The organism is Deltaproteobacteria bacterium (assembly GCA_019308905.1).
Classification (GTDB): Bacteria; Desulfobacterota; BSN033; order WVXP01; family WVXP01; genus JAFDHF01.
Window position 1 is genome coordinate 12830 of sequence record JAFDHF010000052.1, and the last position, 19080, is coordinate 31909.

Genomic DNA, 19080 nt, shown 5'->3' on the forward strand with positions numbered 1-19080 from the left:
CACACTTCCTTTCTTGACAATCGGACTTATCGGGCTCCTCTTGACCTTGCCATACAGCGTGAGGATCTCGACGAGGATGCTTGAGGAGAAAGCCGATGTCCGGGTTCTGTCCCTGGGCCACGCCACGTACATGCTTCTGTACGAGATGACCGGCAAGGTTCCCTATCCCCATATTCTGGACCGCCACCTCCTGTCGGTTTCCCGTTCCCTCCGGAGGATAAAAGAGAAGATGCCGGACATCGACCTTGTGGTATTCAACCAGGAGGGAGTGCCCATAGCCTCCACCCTTGGCAAAGGAGGCGATGAGATACTCAACAGGTTGAGAGGGATGGTGCCAGCGGAGATGGCTGAGCCGAACCCCGCCCCTGTGCTCAGGGCCTTGAAGATCGGGGGAGAGAGAAACAAGGTGGTTTTCTACCCCTATCTGGTCGACGGCAAGGCTGTCGGGTCTCTCGCCATAATCAGCCCCCTCCACAAGGTAACCCTGGCACGGCAGAAGATCATCCTGACGATCCTTACTCTCTGGATTATAGGCATCGCCATCTATCTGGTCTTCGGTTTTATCGTCGTCAGGGTGCTTCTGATTCGACCGATTCAAACCCTTGTCACGGCGACACGGGCCGTTGCCAGCGGGGACCTTTCGAAGCGGGTTGACATCTCTTCTGAGGACGAAATCGGAGAACTGGCAAAGGACTTCAACGCCATGGCCCAGAGACTCCAGGATGACATGCGCAAGATCAATCTGGAGAAGAAGAGGGCCCAGGAGTTTTCCTATGAGTTGGAGGTGGCAAACAAGGAGTTGAAGAAGACCCAGGCAGAGCTGATCCAGGCTGCCAAGATGGTTGGTATGGGACAGCTGGGAGCCAGCATAGCCCATGAGTTGAACCAACCGCTCCTGGCCATCGGTATCTTTGCCGAGCGTTCTCTCAAGGGTCTTGACCCGGCAAGCAAGCAGTACGCTCATATTCAGAAGATCCTCACCCAAGTTGAGCGTATGACACGGATCACCAACAACATAAGGATGTTCTCGAGGCAATCCAAGGCCGAGAAGACGGAGGTGAATGTAAACGAGCCGATCGAGGACGCCCTCATGATGGTACAGAAGCAACTCGAGAACCACAACATCGAGGTGGTCAAGGATCTTGCCGAGGATTGCCCGAAGGTCATGGCCGACAAGAATCAGCTCCATCAGGTCTTCCTGAATATGATAACCAATGCGAGAGATGCTATGGACCCGATGGGCAAGGGGAAATTGACGATCCGGTGTTTCGGGCTCCTTGATGACCAGTTTGTGGAGATCGACTTTATCGACACGGGGGTGGGGATTCCCGAGGAGATCGTCGAGAAGATCTTTCACCCTTTCTTTACGACAAAAGAGGACGGAAAGGGGGTTGGGCTGGGTCTTTCGCTGAGTCACGAGATCATCAAGAACCACTCGGGGATGATGGATGTAAGAAGGAATGAAGGGGGTGGAACGATCTTCAGGATTCTCCTTCCCTCTGTCAAGGCGAAACCGTGTTGGGAAGAGATCGGTTGCGGCCATTGCCTGAAGGACATGAAGGCAGAGGACTGCCCGGTCTACAAGAGGGGGCAGGGCCACCGCTGCTGGGAGATCCTTGGCAGTCAAGAGCGGAGGGAATGTCATATGCCTGTTCCCAATTGCCAGGATTGTCCATTCTACAAGAAGAGGAGCAGACTCCTGGCCTGGGGTAACTCGACCGGCCTGGGCGGCTAGCTATGGTAGAGAAGAAGAAGATACTGCTCGTCGATGACGAAGAGGTTATCAGGGACGCGCTGGGAGGCCTTCTGATGGAGGAGGGCTATGAGGTCGTCGAGGCCGAGGACGGGAGCGAGGCCATAGAGAAGCTCTCTGCGGAGAAGTTCGATATCGTCATCACAGACATCAAGATGCCCGGCAAGAGCGGGATCGATGTGCTCACCGCTGCCAAAATTATCGACCCCACGCTGGATGTGATCATGATTACCGGATTCACCACTGAGGAACCGGACTACGCTCTTTCATTGGGGGCCAAAGACTTCATCTACAAGTCGTACAATGTGGAGGAGTTCCTCAGCAAGATCAAGAAGGCCATCGAACGAATCGAGTAGGTCCGTCTACTTGCCGTAGGACATGCATCTATTTCAGACAAGAGTGGGCTTTGAACCCGATTCGGCTGAAAAGTCTCTGCCCGTATGGTGAACAGGTCCCCGTTGGTCATAGTTTGCGGTCCGACAGGTTCTGGCAAATCGAGGCTGGGGCTTCGATTGGCCAAGAGCCTTGGCGGCGAGATCATCAGCGCCGATTCCATGCAGGTATACAGGAAAATGGATATCGGCACGGATAAGCCGCCCCTTGAAGTGAGACGGGAGATCAGACACCATGGAATCGATTTGGTCGATCCTGACCAACCCTTTGACGCCGCCCAGTACAGGGAGGCGGCTCTTCGGGCTGTTCAAGCCGTCACAGGGTCGGACAAGCCGGCCTTCGTGGTAGGTGGAACCGGACTCTACCTTCGGGCTCTTGTCCATGGCCTGTTTCGATGCCCGCCTATTCCCGAGGAAGTTCGGGCCGATCTGAGAGACAAGGTGAGAGCCGCCGGACCCGGCAGTCTTTATGAGGAGTTGCGGCTGGTCGACCCTGTGGCTGCCGCCAGGATTCATCCACATGACGCGTTACGCATCATCAGGGCGCTGGAAGTGTACAAAACCCTGGGTAGGCCGATCAGCGAACTCTGGAAGGATCACGGATTCTCCGACAGACCATTCCGGGCCCTGAAACTCGGTATCGCTCTGGAGAGAAAGGAGCTGTTCCGCCGTATTGAGGCCAGGGTGGACCGGATGATCGAGCGAGGACTGGTCGAGGAAGTCAGGGGACTTCTGGATCAGGGATACGGCAGAGAACTGAGACCCATGCAGAGCATAGGTTACCGGCAGATCGCGGCTTACCTGGACAAGGAGTTGCCGCTGGAACGGGCTTTGGAGCTCATAAAGCGGGACAGCCGGCGTTATGCAAAGCGGCAGTTGACGTGGTTCAAACACGATCCGGAGGTCTTCTGGATACCAGAAGAACACCTTGAAAAGGAGGCTCTGGAAAGGGTGAAAAAGTTCTTGAAAGTTTAGGATATCCAGTGTATTGGTAATAGAGGGGTTAGTCGGCGGAAGACAATGGGGGACGATTTCCATGGCGAAGAGTCAGATCAACGTACAGGATCAATTCCTGAACAAGATCCGAAAGGAGAGAATCTGGGTCACCGTACAGCTCATTACCGGAAAGGACCTGGAAGGTTACGTGATCAGTTTCGACAATTTCAGTCTCATTCTGAAGAGCAGTACAGACCAGCTCATCTACAAACATGCGGTCTCATGTATTTCTCCCTATGACAAGTCGAGCAAATTCGACACCTTCAGCGACAAGGCGAGAAACTAGCCGAATGTCACGAGGGATCTCTTGCGAGAATGGATCTTTCCGCCTTGAGGCCAGCCGTCGAGAGCCTGATCTTCAGTTCTGAGTATCCTCTGACCGTCGAAATCATCAAGGAGATATTGGGGGAACGGGAAAAGGAGAAGATCAGTCACGTCCTGGAGGAGTTGAGCGTCGAATACGGCGACTCGAGGCACGGATTCGAACTCGTCCAAGTTGCTGAAGGCTATCAGTTTCGTACCAAGCCCGCCTATTCGGAGTGGATAAGGGAACTCCGAAAGACCAGGGCGCCGCGGCTCAGTCGGTCCTCCATGGAGGTCCTGGCCATAGTCGCCTACAAGCAGCCCATCATGAGAACCGAGGTCGAGGCGATCCGTGGTGTCGACTCCGCCTCGGTTCTCAAGACGCTTCTTGAACGGAGGCTGATCCGGATACTGGGGCGAAAGGATGTACCCGGGCGACCCATAGTCTATGGAACCACGCGGGAGTTTCTCCAGGTGTTCGGACTCAGGAACCTCTCCGATCTCCCCACCCTCAGAGAAATCGAAGACCTCCACAAGGGGGAGACCATACCCACTGATCCCGGAGAGTAGAGATCCAACCCCTGGAGACAGGGCTCAAATGGTCCTGTGACGCTGGCGGAAGTCGCCGGGGAATTCTCATGGTTCCGCCCGTATTGCGGAGTTCCCAGCAAGAGGGGCCGTTCTCAAACCCAGAATCGATCCGAGGTGCCCCATTGGACCGGGAGAGGCTCGTGAAGGTCCTGGCCAAGGCCGGAATCGCGTCCCGCCGCGGCGCGGCGAGGCTCATAAAGGAGGGTCGTGTCCGTGTCAACGGCACCGTGGTCACTCGACTGGATTTCAAGGCCGATCTCCGGCAGGATCACATCCGTGTGGACGGGAAACTCATCAAGAAGCTGGAACCCAAGATCTACATACTCCTCAACAAGCCGCGGGGGGTTCTCTGCACGCGACGCGACCCCATGGGTCGGCCTGTTGTGACCGATCTCATAAAAGGGCCCAAATATCGTCTCTATCCCGTGGGCCGGCTCGACTCTGACTCCGAGGGACTGGTGGTTCTGACCACAGACGGAGATTTCTTCCACCGCATTGTCCATCCCAGGTATCAGAAGCCACGGACCTATCTGGTGAAGGTGAAGGGGCTGCCAGAGCCCGAGCAGATCAAGCATCTCAGGCGGGGTATCAAACTCGATGACGGCCCGACCCAGCCCTGTGAGGTGAGACTACTCCGGACCATGAAGGCCAACTCCTGGTGGCAGGTAACGGTGAGGGAAGGGCGAAATCGTCTTGTGAGGAGGATGTTCCAATCGATCCACCATCCCGTCCTCAGGCTCGTGAGGGTCGGGTACGGGTCTTTGACGCTTGGAGGACTGAGGCCGGGACAGTACAGAAATCTGACACCGGAAGAGGTGGCTTCTCTCATGCAATCGAGCAAGCCTGCGGGAGAGAAACCCAAAAGGCGGTCGGTGGTTCCCGTCAGGCCGCCGACTCGTGAAGGAGCTCGGTAATGTCCATGACCTTCAACCTTCCCATGCCTTCTCTCCTCAATCTGGCGGCTCCCTGCTGGAGATTGCTCTTGCACGACGGACAGGCCGAGACGATAGTGTCGGCCCCGGCTTGGGCAGCCTCTTGAACCCGCTTGTAGGCGATGGCCAGACTCATAGGTGTATTGTAGGCCTTCAGCCCGCCGCCGCCGCCGCAACAAAAGGCCAGGTTTCTGTTTCTCGGAAACTCAACCAACTCCACCTCCGGCATGGCCTTGATCAGGTTGCGCGGCGGCTCGTAGACCTCCATGTGGCGGCCCATGTCGCAGGGGTCGTGGTAGGCCACCCTGCGTCTGGTTCCCTTCCCCATCGATATCACGCCTTCCTTGACGAGCTTCTCCATATACTCCACGACGTGAAAGACCCGAATGCCGCCCATATCCCTGTGTCTAGGATAGAGATCCCTGAAAGTGCGAAAGCACCCCGCGCAGGTCGTCACGATCTCCTTGAACCCCATCTTATTGAAGAGTTCGAGGTTTCTGTCGATGGTCTTCTCGAATTCCGTCCGTTCGCCTACCAGGTAAGAGACATAACCGCAACAATACTCATCTTTGCCAAGAGTGGTGTAGTCGACCCCAGCCTTGTCCATGACGGCAAGGGTGCTCGGGACTATATTGATGTCCTGGTACGACGCGACGCAACCGAAGTAGAGGAGGGTTGGCGTCCCGGGCTTAGGCGTGTAACCACTGGGATAGATGTCGGCCCTCTTCTCCCTAGCCTCTCCAAAGGGATTTCCTTTCTCCCCGATCGAATGGACCAAACTCTGGTGGATTTGCGGGAGATAGCCTGCCTCTACCAGCCTCGCCCGGGCAGCCTCGATGATGTCGGAGACCCTGACTCCGGCCGGGCAGACGGCCTTGCAGTTGAGGCACATGGAGCACGTGTAGAACCTTCTGGCCAGCTCTTCGGAGGGCTGGAGGCGGCCTGTGACAAGATAGTAGGCGAGGATGATTCGGCCCCGCGCGTTGATCGACTCGAGGGACGTCTCGCCGTAGGTCGGACATCCGGCACGGCAGAAACCGCACTGGATACAGGCAAGGATCTCATTGTCCACATCGGTTCCAAAAGAGGCAAGATCCTCCGAGCCTTCCATAAAGGGCTGAAATGCGGAACGATCGAAAACGTCCCGGAGAGACCCCTCAAAGCCCATCTTGCCGGGATTGAGGATATTGTTCGGGTCGAGGGTCTTCTTGATCTTTTCCATGACTTCCAGCCCCAAACCCAGCTCTCTCTCGATATAGGGAGACTTGGCCATTCCCACGCCGTGTTCGGCGGAAAAGGTTCCCTTGAGTCTTCTGGTCATCTCGATGAAGTCATCCCCTATCTTCCTCAGAATGTCCCACTGGCGTCGGTTCCTCGGGTCGATAACGGTGACGGCGTGGAGGTTTCCGTCTCCCACGTGGCCGAAGGTACCGATGGGGAAGCTGTATTTCTCACTGATCTTCTGGATCTCCGCTATTGCATCGGGGATCCTCTCCACAGGGACGCCGAAGTCCTCCATATAGTTCATGAGCCTGGCCCCGCGCTTTATCTTGGACAGGGAGGGAACGAGTCCCTGGCGGCCTGCCCACATCTGGAGCCTCCTGGAAGGATCGTCATCCCAGAGGTTCCCCAATCCCCCGTTCTCGGAGCAGATCCTGTCGATCTCTCCCATCTGTTCTCGCACGGCCTTCCGGTTTCCATCGATCTCGATAAATAGGATGCACCCCACTTCAGCTGGAATGTTCAGTCCCATTGCCTGATTTACGACCCCGATGGAGACCCTGTCGAGAATTTCGCATGATGACAGAGGCAATCCGGAGGTCAACATCCCCTCCACCGCCTTGCCGGCCGACTCGATATCGGAGAATCTAGCCTGGGCATATGCGATGTACTGGGGCATGGGGAGGATCTTCATGGTGAGTTCTGTGATGACGCCGAGTGTCCCCTCTGAGGTGGAAAACAGATGGGTGAGCTCATATCCCGAGGAAGTCTTGGGGGCTATCGATCCGGTTTTGAGGACGCGACCGTCTGCCAGAACGACTTCCATGGCCATGACATAGTCCCTTGTGGTGCCGTACTTCAACGCCCGGTTTCCGCTGGCGTTGGTGCTGACCATCCCGCCTATGGAAGCCAGAGTGGCACTGGCCGGATCGGGAGGGAAGAAATGGGTCGGAGCGAGTGCTCCATTGAGCTGGGCGCAGACAACCCCGGGTTCCACCCGGACGTAATTGCTCTTCCTGTTTATCTCCAGGATACGATTCATTCGACTGAGGTCGAGAATAATGCCCCCGTTCATGGCCAGCACGGCCCCCGTCACACTGGTCCCAGATCCCCGGGTGATGACCGGGATTCTCTGAAAGCTGGCGACCTTCAGGATCTCGACAACCTGCTGTCGTGTCTGGCAAAAGACAACCCCGTCGGGTACGCCTTCATGTATGGACATATCCCTGCCGTAACAGAGTCGCTCGATCTCATCTGTATGCACGTTCTCCTTGCCGACTATCCTTGCAAACAGCTCAGAATTCATGGTCTCCCCCATATGCGGTATCCAGACTCACCGCCGATAGAGCCTATACGAAAGTCGTCTCGTTCACTTTGTTGCATACCCTTGTGTACAGGAAAATGCCCCCCCCTTTCCTAAGGAGCCTGGCCGCCCATTCCGAACATCCTTTGGTCCTGACCCATGGAGAGTGGTCCTCAGATGGGTTGCCCTTCAATCGTCCAGAACCAGCCTGGCAAGCTGAGCGTAGCTGAAGACGGGGCCGTCTTTGCATACATAGAGGTGGCCGATATTGCACCGGCCGCATTTGCCCAGTCCGCATTTCATGCGCCTTTCCAGGGACGTATATACCTGATCGCCTTGAAAACCCAGCTCAAGGAGTCTGGGAAGGGTGAACTTGATCATGATGGGGGGGCCGCATACAACAGCATATGTCCCTTTTGCCGACGGCGACACACGGGCGACCACGTCGGGCACGAAGCCTTCCAGCCCATCCCAGTCCTGGTCACCCTGGTCAACGGTCACATAGAGATCGAGATCGTCCTGCCTACCCCACGCCGTCAGCTCCTCCCTGTAAAGGAGAAGCCCAGGAGACCTCGCCCCATAGATTACGGTGATTCCGCCGAAACGGGATCGATTCTGCTTGTCGAGCATGTAGACCACGAGAGATCTCAAGGTGGTAAACGCGAATCCACCTCCAATGACCACCACATGGTTACCCTCGAAGAGATCGATGGGGAAGGCCTTGCCGAAGGGGCCTCTCAGGCCCACCTCGTCTCCCTTTTCGAGCCTGTGGATAGCGGCCGTCACGAGTCCCGCTCTGTTTACGGTAAAGCGAAGGAATCCTACCTCCGTGGGGGAAGAAGCGATTCCAAAGGGAGCCTCTCCTCTTCCGAAGATCGATATTTCACAGAACTGCCCCGGCTTGAAGGGGAACCCCTCCGGGACCTTCAGGCCTGCCGGAGAGAGATCGATCGTCTTGAGCATCCGATCGTCCGTCTCAATCCTAGTCCCTATCACCCTGGCCCGCATGGGAAGATAGGGATTGACCGCAGGCCCTCTCTCCTGTCTCATCGGCACGTGCACAGAAACCTCCCCCACGGTTGTCAACCTTTCTACTCCTCTCCCATTCCACCTCCTGCCCCTTGATCCCTTCGATCACCTTTCTGATGTCGAAATTGACGGGACAGTAAATGATACACCGGCCGCAGCCCACGCAGGCGGCCTCGCCGAAGGATTTGACAAAATAGTTGAACTTGTGCATGATCCTCTGCCGCATACGTTCTCGCCCGGTTGGTCGTGGATTGTGCCCCGAGGCCTGCTGCGTGAAAAGGGGGAAGAGGCAGCTGTCCCAGTGCCTCACCCGTTTGCCCTTGAACTCTCCTCCCTCGTCGGCCATGTCGAAGCAGTGGCAGGTGGGGCAGAGAAAGGTACAGATCGCGCATCCCGTGCACTTTTCACTGACCCGAGCCCAGAAAGGACTCTCTCCCATCCGGTCGAGGCTCTGCTCGAGCCCCTCTACTTCTACAAATGAAACCAGGCTTTTCGCGGCCTCGGAAGCTATCCTTTCGGCCTTCTCAACTTCCTCGGATGAGGCATCTGCCAGGAACCCTTCTTCTACGACCTCCCCACCCTTTTTCGTCAGGATGTCGACCACATAGCTCTCCCCGATATCAGTGAAAAACAGGTCGGCCCCTGTCCTGGAAAAGGGACCCGAGCCCGTGGAAGAACAGAAGCACGTTGCTGCAGGTTGATTGCAGCCGATTGTGACAATGACGCTCCTCTTTCGCTTGTCCAGGTAGTAAGGATCATGGAACTCGCCACCACCAAAGACTCGGTCGAGCAGGGCCATGGCATGGACGTCACAGGGCCTCATGCCGAAGAGGATGCGCTCCCTGTCCAGTCCTCTGGGAGGCTCTACCCGGAATCCCTGTTCGTCCTTCTCAAAGCGAAACATCGTCTCCTTTTGTGGGAAGAAGATACTCTTCGGAGGTATCCTGCTATTGGGAAAATCCAGACATATGGAGCCGCCGCGGCCGAGCCTGGTAAATTCCACCCCCCCTCCGGCTCGGACCGGAGCGTAGACCTCCCATCTCAGCAACAGCCTTTCAAGAAAAGGGAGCACCTGCCGTTTGTGGAGACTCTTCACTGCCGTCCTCTATCTGATGAACTGCTCCGGGTCGTCCGGGCTGAAGGTGGCCAGAGGCGGAGGGGCCCCAGCGTCGATTCCGGTTTCAAAGGCAAAAAGTGAGTTCAACTCCTGGTTGAGCTTCCCGTGCATATAGAAGAGGTTTACTCCCACCGGGCATGCCCTCTCACACGCTCCGCATCCGACGCATCTGCCTGCCAGATGCAGGGTCCGGACGATCTGCCAGACCTGGATATCCGATAAGTCAAGCCCCTTATCGATCCACCTGGGAGAGGTGCTATCCACGAAACACTCGGTACAGTAACACATGGGGCACGCCTGGCGGCAGCCGTAACACCGGATACACGGAGCGATCTCCCGTGAAAATCTGGCCCACCGCTCATGATCGGGCAGTTTCTCAAAGGCAATCCATGGATCTTCTCCGACCGATTCCTCCTCCACCGGTTCTCCCACCAGGAAGTCGTAGATGACCGGGTTGCGATGGGTACAGGCCGTGCAGCTTGGATAGAGAAAATCGTCTTTTTTGAGGGTCTTCCTGAACTCCCTCCCCTCCAGGTAGAGGTCGGCTCCTTGGAGCCGTGCATAACGAATCTCGCCTCCTGCCTCCTCCATGACCCGACGGCGATTCACCATGCGAGGGCAGGGAACCCCGATGATGGTGACCCGGTCCCTGTGGATCTGTCTCTCCTGGAGGAGAGCCACCACAGACCGCGTGTCGCATCCTTTGGCCACCAGAGCGACCCGTTGAGAATTGAGGGAGATTAGGTATCTGGCCAGGTTGTTCTCACAGAAACAGTCCCAGATCAATCTGTCCGCATCTCCGGCGTCCCGGATGAAGACGGGGGAAGCACGAAGGGGTAGGGTGCCCCTTTCAAAGCCGATCACCACGTCGACGCGATCCTCGGCGAGGAGGTTCCTGGCAAGAGCACGGATCTTCTCTTCTCCAATAAGATCAGCCATCGATCTTCACAAGCCTCCTTGAAGGGCCCAGCCGCTTTACCCTCTTTGTGACTTCTTCCACCAGTTGAGAGAACTTTGCACCCTCGGCAGCCGAGACCCATGAGAAATGGATTCGTTCCTCCTCGATTCCCAGAAACTCAAGAAGGCTTTTCAGGACGGCCGCCCTTCGCCTGGCGAGGTAGTTTCCGGTCTCATAGTGGCAGTCTCCGGGATGGCAACCTGCAACCAGGACGCCGTCGGCCCCGCTCTGCAGGGCCTTGATAATAAAGAGGGGGTTGATTCTCCCTGAGCAGGGCACACGGATGACTCGGATGTTCGGCGGATACTGGATCCTCGATGTTCCGGCCAGATCAGCCCCGGCATAGGAGCACCAGTTGCAGAGAAAAGCGAGAATCCTCGGTTCCCAATCAGGAGCCATTGCGGATCCCTCGATTCGCGCGAGTCGGGGGACTCACGCGTTCATATGAACGATCTGAGCGAGGATCTCTTCGTCGCTGAACCCTCTGAGGTCGACGGCACCGGAGCGGCAGGACGCGGCACAGGCCCCGCAGCCCTTGCAGAGGGCCTCGTTGACCCGGGCCACTTCTGTTTTACCGGCTGCTGTCTCCCGTGCAACCACCTCAATGGCATGATATGGGCAGATCGCCTCGCACAGGCCACATGCGACACATCTCGCCTCGTCCACCCAGGAGACCAGACCCGGAACCTCGACGACCCCCTTGGAAAGTATAGTACAGGCCCGCGAGGCCGCTGCACCGGCCTGCACGAGGGCCTCGTTGACAAACCTCGGCCCATGAGCCATACCAGCCAGAAATACCCCTTCGGTTGCAAAGTCGACGGGCCTGAGTTTTGCGTGGGCTTCCAGGAAATAGCCGTCCTCGTTCAGGGGAACTTTGAGCATTTGGGCCAGCACCTGGTTGGATTCAGGTGGTTCTATCCCGGCGCTCAAGACAAGCCAGTCAGGATTGAAAACGAGGTCGTCCTGGAGAAGGGGATCATACACAGTGAGAGTGAGCAGCCCGCCGCGCCTTTCAACCCTGGGTTTTCTTTGCGGATCGAAACGGATAAAAGAGATTCCCTCTTCTCTTGCCTTCTGGTAGTGATCTTCCATGAAGCCGTATGTTCGAATATCGCGATAGAGTATATAGATCCTCGCCTGAACGAGACGTTTCCTTAGAGCAAGGGCGTTCTTCAGGGCAACGGCACAACAGACCCGGCTGCAGAAGGGGTGTTTCTCATCCCTGGAGCCCACACACTGAATCATACAGACCGTTGGATATCCCTCCCGGCTCATGAGTCGTGAGGGATCGTCCTCGAGGATCGATTCGAGTTCGCGCTGGGTCAGGATCCTGTCGTCTTGACCGTAGAGGTACTCTCCCGGTGTCTGTTGATTGGCCCCGGTGGCCAGGATAACCACACCGTGTTCGAGCTCGATGGTTTTCCCACCGGCAATCCTCAAAGTGGTCTTGAAGTTGCCCACAAACCCTTCGATTCTTTCTACGCGGGCTCCTGTGAAGATCTGCACCCGGGGATGGTGGGAGGCCGTTCTGATCAGGCGATCGAGCAGTGCCTGGGGATCTTCTCCTTCCAGGGTCGTACGGATGTGCCTGAGATTTCCACCGAGATCCTTCTCCCTCTCCACGAGATAGACGCGATATCCTTGGTCGGCCATTTTAATCACCCCTGCCAGTCCTGCCGGGCCGCCTCCCACCACAAGGCCCTGGGGTCTCACGGGAACACGGATCGTCTCCAGGGGTTCCAGGAGAGCCGCCTTGCTCACAGCCATGCGGACCAGGTCCTTGGCCTTTTCGGTAGCTTCTCTGGGCAGATTCATGTGGGGCCAGGAGCACTGATCACGGATATTGGCCATCTCGAAGAGATGGCGATTGAGTCCAGCAGCCCGGATGGTGTCCTGGAACAGGGGTTCATGGGTTCGAGGTGAACATGATGCCACGACCACCCTGTTGAGCATATTGTCCACAATGGCCCTCTTTATCTGGTCTTGTGTGTCCTGGGAACAGGTGTAGAGGTTCTCCTCTGCATGGACCACGTAAGGGAGGGTGGAGGCATAGCGGGTCACTTCCGGGACTCTTACCACGCCGCCGATGTTGGCCCCGCAATGACAGACAAAGACGCCGATTCTCGGCCTTTCGTAACGGACATCCCGCTCAGGGGGGAGCTTGAGGGCCACGGCCAGAGACCCCCGACTTTCCGCAAGAAGGGCAGCCGCTTCAGCAGCCGCGGCACTTCCCTCCGCAACGGTCTCGGGGATATCCTTAGGGCCTGAGAAAGCACCTCCTACGAAGATTCCGGGACGGCGGGTCTTCAGAGGCTCGGCCCAAGAGGTCTCGGCAAAGCGGTAAGGGTTGAGATCGATTTCAAAGACTCCGGCCAGGTCCCGGGCGGTAGGGGAGGGCAGGAGACCCACCGAAAGAACCACCATGTCGAATCGCTTTCTCATGAGTACCCCCTCCTCTGTTTCATAGGTGAGAAGGAGGTCATGGGTCTCTGGTTCTTCTCTCACCTCGGAGATCCGTGACCTTACATATCGGACCCCGTAGGCATCCCTGGCCCGATCGACGTATCTGTCAAAGCCCTTCCCTGAGGCCCGCATGTCGATGTAGAAGACGGTAGCCTCAAGATCCGGGAGATGTTCCTTGGCCATGAGGGCCTCCTTGGTAGCGTACATGCAGCAGACAGAAGAGCAATAGGCCAGACCCATGTGAGGGTCCCTCGACCCCACACATTGGATCCAGGCTATCCTCTGGGGTGGTCTCCCGTCGGAAGGTCTGATCAGATGGCCCTGGAAGGGGCCGGATGCCGAGAGGAGTCGCTCGAACTCAATGCCGGTCACCACATTGGGGAAACGCCCGTACCCGTACTCGGTCTTCGACGTGGGATCGAATCCTTCAAACCCGGGCATGACAACGACAGAGCCGACTTGCACACGGAGTATCTCTTCCTTCATGTCGTGGAATATGGCTTCGGCCTTACAGACCTTGACGCATTCCAGGCATTCAGAGCAACCCGCACACTGGAGACATCGTCCGGTCTCCTGGAGGGCCTCTTCCTCGCCGAGACCCAGATTGACTTCCCTGAAGTCTCCGGTTCTCTCCCTCGGAGCAAGGGTTTTCCCGTGAGCCCTGGGCCGGCCGCGGGGGATCTGGGTTTCAAGGTGGAGACGGGTCTGCTGCGCCCCTTCGGCCTCACGGTCCTCTCTCAGGCTCTGGCCTCGAACAAGCCGGTCGACCGATACGGCCGCTTTGCGGCCGGCGGCCAAGGCGTCGATGTATGTCTTCGGGCCGGTCACCGCATCCCCACCGGCGAACACGCCGGGGATGGAGGTCTCCAGGGTGAGAGGGTCGGCTTCGATGGTCCCCATCCGGCTGATCCTCAAGCCGTCTTCCTTTCGGACAAAGGAGAGATCTGGTGACTGACCCACAGCGAGAATCAGTGTGTCGGCTTCCAGAAAAAACTCAGACCCTCTCACGGCGACGGGCCGCCTCCTTCCTGTATTATCCGGCTCCCCCAGTTCTGTTTTCAGGCACTCTACGGCTGTCACCCGGCCGTGGCTGCCTAGAATCCTGACAGGGACCACCAGGAAACGGATGTTGATACCCTCGACACGGGTGGCCTCCACTTCTTCAATCTGGGCAGTCATCTCCCGGTGCGAACGGCGGTAGACGATGGTGACCCGCGACGCACCCTGGCGCAGGGCAGTCCTGGCCGAATCTATGGCGGTGTTACCCCCGCCGACGACCACGACCTGAGCTCCTATTCGGGGGGGGCACCCCAGGTTGAACCCTCTCAGGTAATCGGTGGCACGGATGACGCCGTCAAGGTCTTCACCCAGTATGCCGAGCCTGCTGCCGGTATGGGCCCCCACCGCCAGAAAAACGGCCCGGTACTGCTCCCTGAGGTCTGCCAGGGTGATATCTCTCCCGACCCGCGAGTTCAGGCGAAATTCGACTCCCAGACTTTTGACTATCTCTATTTCCGCCTCGAGGATGTACCGGGGGAGTCGATACTCCGGAATTCCCACTGCCAGCATCCCCCCGGCCACTGGGAGAGCCTCGAAGATGGTGACCGGGTATCCCATTCTGCCGAGATCATACGCAGCCAGAAGTCCGGCAGGACCGGATCCGACTATTGCTATCCTTTCGCTTCTGCGGCAAGACCGGGTGAGATCCGGCCTTCCCGCACCCTCGTGATCTGCCACGAATCGTTTCAACCCGTTGATGGCTACAGGCTGGTCCCCGTCCCCACGGAGGCATCCGCTCTCGCAAGGCCGCGTACAGATCCGCCCGGTGATACCGGGGAATGGGTTCTTCTCCCGGACAAGGGCGAGGGCCTCCTTGTATTTTCCCTGGGAGATCAGGGCGATATAGCCCTGGGCATTCACGTGGATCGGGCAGAGAGCTCTGCAGGGCGGCACCCCCCGTTTGTCGATGCCGTAAGCACTGGGCATCGATTGGGCGAAGGGCTGGTAGATGGCCTTGCGGGTCACGAGTCCTGCCTCGTACTCGTTTGGCAGGTTGACCGGGCAGGCATCTGTACAGTCCCCGCAGCTGGTACATTTCTCGATATCGACGTATCTCGGGCTCTTTCGGAGGGTAACCCGGAAGTTTCCGGCCTTTCCCTCCACGTGTTCCACCGTGGTCAGGGGGAGAATCGTGATATTCCTGTGGCGGCCGGCATCGACCAGCTTGGGGGAGAGGATACACATGGAACAGTCGTTGGTGGGAAAGGTCTTGTCGAGCTGGGCCATCTTTCCCCCGATCGTGAGGCCTTGTTCGACAAGGTAGACCTTGAATCCTGACTCTGCCAGGTCAAGGGAGGCCTGGATTCCACCGATCCCTCCACCAACAATCATGACGGCTCCCGTGGACCGTGGATTTGCAGGACGACAGAGCGGCCCTTCTGCAGACCTATGATCCTGCATTCTTGGTTTCCTCGCGAGAAAGCGCCTTGTCAAGAAGACCCCGCACCTTGACTCTGTTCTGCCCGAATCCGAGTTCTTCGAGGGGGACGCCGATGGCCAGGCCGAGAAGTTGGGGGAGGTATAGGACGGGTATGCCGTAACGGGTGTCGAAGATTTTCTCTATCTTTCTCTGGCTAGCCTCGTACATTATGCCGCAGAAGGGGCAGAAGATAACTACGGCGTCACCATGAACGGCCCTGACTCGATCGAGCTTCTCTCTGGCCATGGACAGGGCGACCGTCTCATCAATTGCCAACACGCCTCCACCACAACAGCGGTTTTTCCCTTCAAAGGCGAGGGACTCTGCCCCTGTGACCTCGATCAGATCATCGAGAGTGTGGGGATTTTCAGGATCCTCTACATGGTCGTAGATGGAGGAGGGTTTCAAATAGTGACAGCCGTAATGGGCGGCAAGGCGCAGGGTCGAGAGTTCCCTTTCAACCCTCTCTCTGATCCCTTCGAGTCCGGCCTCCTGGAGGAGCACCCTGGCGTAGTGTCTCACCTCCACCGTACCATGATAGGATTTCCCGCCGGCCCTTTCGAGGATCCCGTTGACCCGGTGCCGAAGGCCGGCGTCTTCTCTCAACCGTTTGCTGGCTTCAACAAGGGTGGCGGTGCATGCATTACAGAGAGTGCAGATATCCAGATTCCTCTCCTCGGCCAGGGACAGGTTCCTGGCAGCAAGGACAAGAGCGGCCTCTTGATCCAGGGTCTTCACAGGATAGCCGCAGCAGGAGAACTCACTGATGTCCAGAAACTCGACTCCGAGCCGCTCCGCCACCCTCCTGGCCGAGAGTTCGTAATTCATCGACCTGACGGGAACAGTGCATCCTAGGAAGAGGGCATATCCCATGGAGAACCCTGATCGAGTGAGAAAGAGCCCGCAAAGAGCCTGGAAAAGATAAGGTCAATCGCTGGGCGCAGGGGGTCTCTCGGTTCCAACCGAACCGAGTATCCGCCCGATCGGCTGCGGGTTTTCTTCGATCTCAGGGAGGCCGAGGCCTCTTCTCTTCTGGTTCTCGAACTCCCCGATCTCATAGAGACGCCCGTGCTCTTCCAGCAGGTCAACCTGGGCAAGCAGTGGCGGGGGTATGTGGCCCTCCCGGGCAGCGATGTTCTTGAGAGCCGTCATCAACTCGGGGATCCGGACGTCCTGGGGACAGCGTTCATAACAGGTGTAGCAGGCCGAGCATAGCCAGATAAAATCACTCGAAAGGACCTCTCCTCGCATGCCGAGAAGGGCCATCCTGATGATCCTCCTGGGATTGTAACGATCGGTCACTTCCCGGACCGGGCAACCGGCCGTACACGTTCCACAGGAGTAGCAACGTTTGATGTGCTCGCCACCCGGTTCTCTCGAAATCTCATCCTTGAAATTGTAAACGAGCTCCTCGACTCTGATCACGAACGACCTTCTCCCTTCCTCGCTAACCGGTAAAACTTAGCATACCCTCTCATGCCCTTTCAAGATCCATGGCGCGAGGCCTGGTTTGCGTTTCAGAGGTGCACCCTCGGAGGCCGGGCTCGACCCACTCGTGGGGGCATGGGTAGGACTCGGCAAGACCTCTGTCGATCATCACTTGGAGGATTTGATCTTCTCAACTCTTTCAATTTCAGAACGGATAAAATCAGGAAGGGCTTTGATCTCCATGAGATTCTTCAGTTCTTCATCGAGGTTGGATGGCTCTATCCTGCAGATCCATCCCTCTTCGTAGGGGCTCTTGTTGATCAACTCGGGAGTCTCCTCCAACTCCTCGTTGACTTCCGTCACGGTCCCTGACACCACCGCATAGATGCGGCCCACCCATTTTCCAGTTTCCATGGAACCACAGGGTTTGCCCTGTTCCAAACGGCGCCCCTGTTCCGGCAATTCCACGTATGCGATCTCCCCTGCGAGCTTCTGAGCAAAATCAGTGGCCCCCATGACGACCTGGGTGCCTTCGACTCGAGCCCAGTAGTGCTCCTTGTGGTAGTAAAGATCATCGGGGAACCGATAGCCTCCAATCTCCATAGTCGCTCCTTTCTCCGGGTTCTTCGGAGATAAACCATGGTAAACCGCTCGTCCGCGTTCGCGGAATTCTTAACACGCCCTCCACGCCCTGTCAAGTGTTCGACCTTGCCATGATCGCCCACCAGGCCGCATTCTCCCCAAACCTCCCAAAGGGAAACCTCCCTCCCGCCAAATCCTCCTTCATCACAGAGTGGGCCTGCTCACCTTTGATGGGCGTCCCACCGCTTCGGTAATCCCATACGGAGACAAAGGCGTTCGCCAAAGGTCAAGGAACTCGGGCAAAAATACCCTTAACTAAGAATCGAGAATAGATTATTGATAATCGACAATAACCGAATTTCCGGTGATAATCTTAATGAAAGAAGGCGCCTGATGATGTTCTTCCAACCCGTATCTCGCGAGTCTCATACTAAGCGGAAGATTGAGCCAGGGCGAACGCATCCGGGAGCTCGAACTGAGTCGGAGTTTCAATACCAGCCAGGGGCCGGTTCGCGAGGCTCTGAAGTGTCTCGAGCAGGAAGGCTTGGTCAAGAGAATTCCGCACAAGGGGACGTTCGTCTCTCAGATAACAAGGGAAGAGGTCGAAGAAATCTATGTTCTCCGAGCCCTGGTGGAAGGCATCGCCGTTAAGCGCTTCCTCCGTAGAGTAACGGAAGAGGACATCACAACCCTTCAGGGTTACGTGGAAGCAATGAGGAGGGCCGCAGGTGAAGGAGACGTTTCGGTTCTGGTGGAGCAAGACATGCTCTTCCACCAGTATATCTGCCGCGGGTCGGGTTCGAAGATACTCCTCCAGATATGGTCGATCATCCATGGAAAGGCAAGGCTTGCAAGCGCGGCCGCGGACCGCTTGCGTCGGGATAATCTGAATGAGATTGCCGAGATGCATCAGCCCCTTTTGGACAGCATCGCCTCCGGGGAGATGGATCGCGCTCTCGAGTTTATCAAGATACATATCCAGTACCTGTGGGATCAGATTCCCCGGGAGTTTTGGAATCATCTCTCCCAGGAAAACAAGGACGCCAAGCATGCGAGGCCTCGTGAGGCGGACGAAGGGAGTGGAGATTGGGATATTGTCGCTGCCGTGGCCAGCATATTCGGTACAGGCCCAGGTGTGAGGAAGTAGGGGAGAAAGAAGCGAGTGGTCTTTGCAAGAAAGAGTTGCGTCCAAACCGATCACGGGTTTGCAGTCAGCTTGGCGGTCTTATAGAAAGGAGGTGAAACGGGGAAGCTTGAGGACTCGAATGTTTTCTTGATTCCAGAAGCCCGAGTTCGACAGCGCTAGTAACACGATAGTCGAAAAATGTCGATATATCAACCCGTTGGAAGCAAGGGTAAAATACGTGTAGTGCCTATGGAATCAGCTGTCGAGATTGACCTTTAGGACCAATTTCGGAGGAGGTAATATCAAAAAGTGTGTAAAAAGGGAATCAGGCGGTGTATCCTTCTGAGGTTTTGGGAAAAATCTTAGCAGAAGGAGGAGAACACCGCCATGAGGGAAGAATACAGGAC

At 56.9% G+C, this 19080-nt stretch carries 16 protein-coding genes; 7 read left to right on the forward strand and 9 right to left on the reverse strand.

Annotated elements, in window-relative coordinates; genetic code table 11:
* Window positions 1–76: 76 nt before the first annotated feature.
* The 6 genes from JRJ26_15250 to JRJ26_15275 all read left to right on the forward strand — a co-directional run bounded on the left by JRJ26_15250 (window position 77) and on the right by JRJ26_15275 (window position 4949).
* Complete coding sequence (locus JRJ26_15250; GenBank protein MBW2058844.1) at window positions 77–1735, forward strand: HAMP domain-containing protein; 1659 nt, start codon at window positions 77–79, stop codon at window positions 1733–1735.
* Window positions 1736–1737: 2 nt separating this feature from the next.
* On the forward strand, window positions 1738–2109 hold the full coding sequence (locus JRJ26_15255) for a response regulator (protein ID MBW2058845.1): 372 nt from the start codon (window positions 1738–1740) through the stop codon (window positions 2107–2109).
* An 84-nt stretch (window positions 2110–2193) separates the two neighbouring features.
* The gene (miaA, locus tag JRJ26_15260) at window positions 2194–3120 is read left to right on the forward strand and encodes a tRNA (adenosine(37)-N6)-dimethylallyltransferase MiaA (GenBank protein ID MBW2058846.1); all 927 of its coding nucleotides are present in this window, start codon (window positions 2194–2196) and stop codon (window positions 3118–3120) included.
* 61 nt (window positions 3121–3181) lie between these two features.
* Window positions 3182–3427, forward strand: a complete 246-nt coding sequence (gene hfq, locus JRJ26_15265; GenBank protein MBW2058847.1) for an RNA chaperone Hfq — start codon at window positions 3182–3184, stop codon at window positions 3425–3427.
* A 29-nt stretch (window positions 3428–3456) separates the two neighbouring features.
* Complete coding sequence (gene scpB, locus JRJ26_15270; GenBank protein MBW2058848.1) at window positions 3457–4014, forward strand: SMC-Scp complex subunit ScpB; 558 nt, start codon at window positions 3457–3459, stop codon at window positions 4012–4014.
* A gap of 68 nt (window positions 4015–4082) precedes the next feature.
* On the forward strand, window positions 4083–4949 hold the full coding sequence (locus tag JRJ26_15275) for an rRNA pseudouridine synthase (protein MBW2058849.1): 867 nt from the start codon (window positions 4083–4085) through the stop codon (window positions 4947–4949).
* Here the strand turns inward: JRJ26_15275 and JRJ26_15280 are convergent.
* The 9 genes from JRJ26_15280 to gcvH form a co-directional block, all read right to left on the reverse strand.
* Window positions 4918–7494, reverse strand: coding sequence for an FAD-binding oxidoreductase (locus JRJ26_15280; GenBank protein MBW2058850.1), 2577 nt, complete (start codon window positions 7492–7494; stop codon window positions 4918–4920). The genes JRJ26_15275 and JRJ26_15280 overlap by 32 nt on opposite strands.
* Before the next feature lie 186 nt (window positions 7495–7680).
* Window positions 7681–8541 carry an FAD/NAD(P)-binding protein gene (locus JRJ26_15285; GenBank protein MBW2058851.1) on the reverse strand — a complete coding sequence of 287 codons (861 nt, stop codon included), beginning with the start codon at window positions 8539–8541 and terminating at the stop codon, window positions 7681–7683.
* Window positions 8474–9592: a 4Fe-4S dicluster domain-containing protein gene (locus tag JRJ26_15290; GenBank protein MBW2058852.1), complete on the reverse strand. Its 1119-nt coding sequence runs from the start codon at window positions 9590–9592 to the stop codon at window positions 8474–8476. The genes JRJ26_15285 and JRJ26_15290 overlap by 68 nt, the downstream gene beginning before the upstream one ends.
* Before the next feature lie 33 nt (window positions 9593–9625).
* On the reverse strand, window positions 9626–10576 hold the full coding sequence (locus JRJ26_15295; protein ID MBW2058853.1) for a 4Fe-4S dicluster domain-containing protein: 951 nt from the start codon (window positions 10574–10576) through the stop codon (window positions 9626–9628).
* Window positions 10569–10994 (reverse strand): hydrogenase iron-sulfur subunit, encoded by a 426-nt coding sequence (locus JRJ26_15300; GenBank protein MBW2058854.1) that lies wholly within the window; start codon window positions 10992–10994, stop codon window positions 10569–10571. Before JRJ26_15300 ends, JRJ26_15295 begins: the two co-directional genes overlap by 8 nt.
* A 33-nt stretch (window positions 10995–11027) precedes the next feature.
* On the reverse strand, window positions 11028–15518 hold the full coding sequence (locus tag JRJ26_15305; GenBank protein MBW2058855.1) for an FAD-dependent oxidoreductase: 4491 nt from the start codon (window positions 15516–15518) through the stop codon (window positions 11028–11030).
* A complete protein-coding gene (locus tag JRJ26_15310; GenBank protein ID MBW2058856.1) occupies window positions 15505–16365 on the reverse strand; it encodes a CoB--CoM heterodisulfide reductase iron-sulfur subunit B family protein in 861 nt (286 codons plus the stop codon). Before JRJ26_15310 ends, JRJ26_15305 begins: the two co-directional genes overlap by 14 nt.
* 99 nt (window positions 16366–16464) lie before the next feature.
* On the reverse strand, window positions 16465–16959 hold the full coding sequence (locus tag JRJ26_15315; protein ID MBW2058857.1) for a 4Fe-4S dicluster domain-containing protein: 495 nt from the start codon (window positions 16957–16959) through the stop codon (window positions 16465–16467).
* Between the two features lie 174 nt (window positions 16960–17133).
* Complete coding sequence (gene gcvH, locus JRJ26_15320; protein MBW2058858.1) at window positions 17134–17568, reverse strand: glycine cleavage system protein GcvH; 435 nt, start codon at window positions 17566–17568, stop codon at window positions 17134–17136.
* A 421-nt stretch (window positions 17569–17989) separates the two neighbouring features.
* Here gcvH and JRJ26_15325 point away from each other — a divergent pair, with 421 nt between their 5' ends.
* Complete coding sequence (locus JRJ26_15325; GenBank protein ID MBW2058859.1) at window positions 17990–18694, forward strand: GntR family transcriptional regulator; 705 nt, start codon at window positions 17990–17992, stop codon at window positions 18692–18694.
* Window positions 18695–19080 lie beyond the last annotated feature (386 nt).